Genomic DNA, 3,116 nt, shown 5'->3' with positions numbered 1-3,116 from the left:
ACTAAGTCTTGACCGAAACGCTTCTATCTTGGTGTGATCGGGTACATGCCAATGCCTTAAGTAACCATAACCACAAAATAATCGAAACGCCGCATTATCACGCACCTGGTGCTCAGTTGCCCTATCCGTTAAATCAAACAACTGCTGCAACAGATAAATACCTAATTGATGGCTATATTCGAATAAAATTCTTTGTGTACTGTTTCTATTTGTTGAATTGTACTATTTGACAATGAGCTAGCTGTAATAACATAACAATTAATATCACTTGATTTACTATTAAAATTGTTAGTCGCAACTGTCCCCTCTAGATACATACTAGTCAATTCATTTTATAAAATCGGTCTTATTTGTAAGAGCAGTTGCTGCAATATATTTTTTATCATATTTTATACATCATGTTGCTACTATGCTTTCCTAATCTTAATAGCAAACATTCTACTAACCAATAACCAATCAATTATTTCTTAATCCTTTGTCAGACGTGTTGCAAAAATAAGATGGTTGTATACTAAGCGAATTTAGCTGGTTTTTTCTATGAGTTTTAAAAATCCATCCGATTTCAAATGGCGTCATTTTCATGGCGAAGTGATTTTGCAATGCGTGCGTTGGTATTGTAAATACGGCATTAGTTATCGTGATTTAGAAGAAATGATGGCGGAGCGAGGACTGTCAATCGATCACACCAGCATTTATCGCTGGGTTCAGTACTATGCGCCGGAACTGAAAAAACGATTAGACTGGTATAAAAAGCGTTATTCTAACCGTTGGCACTTGGATGAAACTTACATCAGAGTGAAAGGTGAATGGAAATATCTATACAGAGCAATTGATGAAGGTGGTCATACCATTGATTTCTATCTGTCGCATTGCCGTAATGCTAAAGCGGCCAAACGATTTTTAAGTAAGCTTATAAAGAATAATCCAACTTGTGACATTAATGTTATCAATACCGATAAGAATCCAGCTTATAATCAGGCCATTAAAGAATTGAAACGGGAAGGAAATTTAGCGCCACATGTCACTCATTTGCAAATAAAATACCGTAATAATCGTCTGGAATCAGACCATGGTAAGCTTAAACGACTTATCAATCCTGTTTTAGGATTTCACTCCATGAAAACCGCTTATGCCACCATTAAAGGATTTGAAGTCATGCGAATGTTTAGAAAAGGACAATTCAACAGGTGGATGTATGGCGCTGGTAACGAAGTCTCCTTTATTAAACAATTATTTCATCTCTATAGCTGAACTACGTCCTGTATTTGGTTTTTGTAGTTTTTTTATTTTTTGCAACATGGCCGTTAAAACTGGCTGACAAGGATAGGATGATACGAGAAGCGGCGCTCAGTTGTTTATCTCTATTTATCCTCCACCTGTCACCCAATGAGATCAGTGCGTTACTCCAAGTGGTTCAATTGAAACTGGCGGATAATCATTGGGATGTACGAGAAGCGGCACGCGATTGTTTAGTCGCGCTTATCCCCTACCTACTACCCACTGATATTAGTGTGTTACTTCAAGCTTTACAGTTGAAATTAGTGAATAATAATTGGGTTATAAGACAGGCGGCGCTCAAGTGTTTAGCCCTTCTTATCCCCCGCGTGACATCAAGCGAGGTAAGGCAATTGCTCCCAGTGATTAAGGAAAAATTGACAAATACCGAGACAACTATTCATGAAGCTGCTGGCTTATGTTTAATTACATTGGTTTCTAAGCTAACGCAGGCTGATCAAAATNTGAAAATATACAGCATTACCAGATTAAATATCGCAATAACCATCTAAAAGCTGATCATAGGAAACTTAAGTGTTTTATCAACCCAGTAAGAGGCTTGCAATCATTGAAAGCGGCCTATGCGGCCTGAAATCAAAGGACAATTCAGCAGATGGATGGTTAGTAGACAAAATAAACTGTCTATCAATCAAATGAGACCTACTTAAAACTTATGATTTCGTAGGTTGAATGTTTTTGTAACAGATTCAATAAACATAGTAACCTGAAAAAAACTGACAAATGATTAATAGTAGGGAATTATAAGTCTGGAAAGTCTTAAAAACCGTCGTTTTTTAAGACACATAATCTACTAGGCGACTTTTAATAGGTTTCTCTATATTTATCTCCTTTCTTTGACTACTTATTAGCCTTCTATATAATGCGCTACTTTAATTCATTAAAAGGAAACAGTATTATGAAATCTAACACTATAAAATCATATAGTAAAAGAGGCGCTATGATAGGAGCAGCAGCAGGCGCTTTTATGACCCATCATCGAATAAGTGCAGCTATAGCATGGTATGGCATACATGCAAAGGATGAGGGCTTATCACTTATGATATTTAATGGTATATTAAAATTTATTATTCCTGCTGCAGCAATTGGCAGTGTTGTAGGAGGCGGTATTGGTTTTTTTGCAGATAATCAGAGTAAATCTTCACAGTTTGCTGAAAGTAACTATTCTGCTGGGTTCCCATCTATAAATATATAAAATAGGGCTCTGTTGCAAAAAAGTTAATTTAGTAAATTCAAAAAAATATTTTCTACTTACAAAAATAATGCAACCTAAACCAATTAGCTAAATTCCCACTTACAAATTCAGATTAGTTATTATTTAACTGTAAAATCCCACTTAAAAATGGGGAAATTTTTTGCAACAGAACCAGACAGGTGGCGCTTAAGTGTTTAGCCCTTCTTATCCCCCGCGTGACACCAAGCGAGGTAAGGCAGTTGCTCCCAGTGATTAAGGAAAGATTGGCGAATACTGAGACAGCCACTCATGAAGCTGCTGGCCTATGTTTAATTACATTGATTTCCAAGCTAACGCAGGCTGAGCAAAATAAATTTATAAGAGAGGATGGTGCTTCTTTAGTGAGTGACCATCCCAAACTATTTTATCAATTGATTAATGCTTTAATCAGCCAAGCTGAGAAAAAGAACGAGGATTTGCTGCAAATTTTGCAACTGGCATCAGAAACTGACCCAGTTCTACAAACCTTTGTAACAAATTACAAGGTGTTATTAAACGAGCAATTACCTTCTAATAACCTACAGCCTAACTTTTAAGTGAAGTACATATTGAATTTGCGTCTAATTTCTTAAGCCCAGCCTTGCAATAA

6 protein-coding genes are annotated in these 3,116 nt (G+C 36.4%); 5 read left to right on the top strand and 1 reads right to left on the bottom strand.

The genetic code is table 11. The features are described from left to right. Window positions 1-159, bottom strand: a 159-nt coding sequence (locus E1P04_RS18175) for a transposase (RefSeq protein ID WP_486606320.1), incomplete at its 3' end; no start/stop codon positions are given. A gap of 378 nt (window positions 160-537) precedes the next feature. On the opposite strand from E1P04_RS18175, the gene E1P04_RS16945 reads away from it, so the two are divergent. The 5 genes from E1P04_RS16945 (at window position 538) to E1P04_RS16925 (ending at window position 3,063) form a co-directional block, all read left to right on the top strand. After that, window positions 538-1,251, top strand: coding sequence for an IS6 family transposase (locus E1P04_RS16945; RefSeq protein ID WP_131784049.1), 714 nt, complete (start codon window positions 538-540; stop codon window positions 1,249-1,251). Between the two features lie 77 nt (window positions 1,252-1,328). Next, entirely contained in the window at window positions 1,329-1,787 is a 459-nt protein-coding gene (locus E1P04_RS18290) for a hypothetical protein (RefSeq protein ID WP_131784048.1), read from the top strand. Further along, a complete protein-coding gene (locus E1P04_RS18325) occupies window positions 1,748-1,867 on the top strand; it encodes a DDE-type integrase/transposase/recombinase (RefSeq protein ID WP_131784052.1) in 120 nt (39 codons plus the stop codon). Before E1P04_RS18290 ends, E1P04_RS18325 begins: the two co-directional genes overlap by 40 nt. A gap of 324 nt (window positions 1,868-2,191) precedes the next feature. Then, window positions 2,192-2,488 carry a hypothetical protein gene (locus tag E1P04_RS16930; protein ID WP_131784047.1) on the top strand — a complete coding sequence of 99 codons (297 nt, stop codon included), beginning with the start codon at window positions 2,192-2,194 and terminating at the stop codon, window positions 2,486-2,488. A gap of 179 nt (window positions 2,489-2,667) precedes the next feature. Beyond that, a complete protein-coding gene (locus E1P04_RS16925) occupies window positions 2,668-3,063 on the top strand; it encodes a hypothetical protein (RefSeq protein WP_131784046.1) in 396 nt (131 codons plus the stop codon). Window positions 3,064-3,116: the final 53 nt, after the last annotated feature.

The sequence above is a fragment of the Legionella gresilensis genome, from assembly GCF_900639865.1.
Lineage (GTDB): Bacteria > Pseudomonadota > Gammaproteobacteria > Legionellales > Legionellaceae > Legionella_C > Legionella_C gresilensis.
The sequence above is the reverse complement of the archived record's forward strand: the minus strand, read 5'-3'. Positions and strand labels throughout refer to the sequence as shown.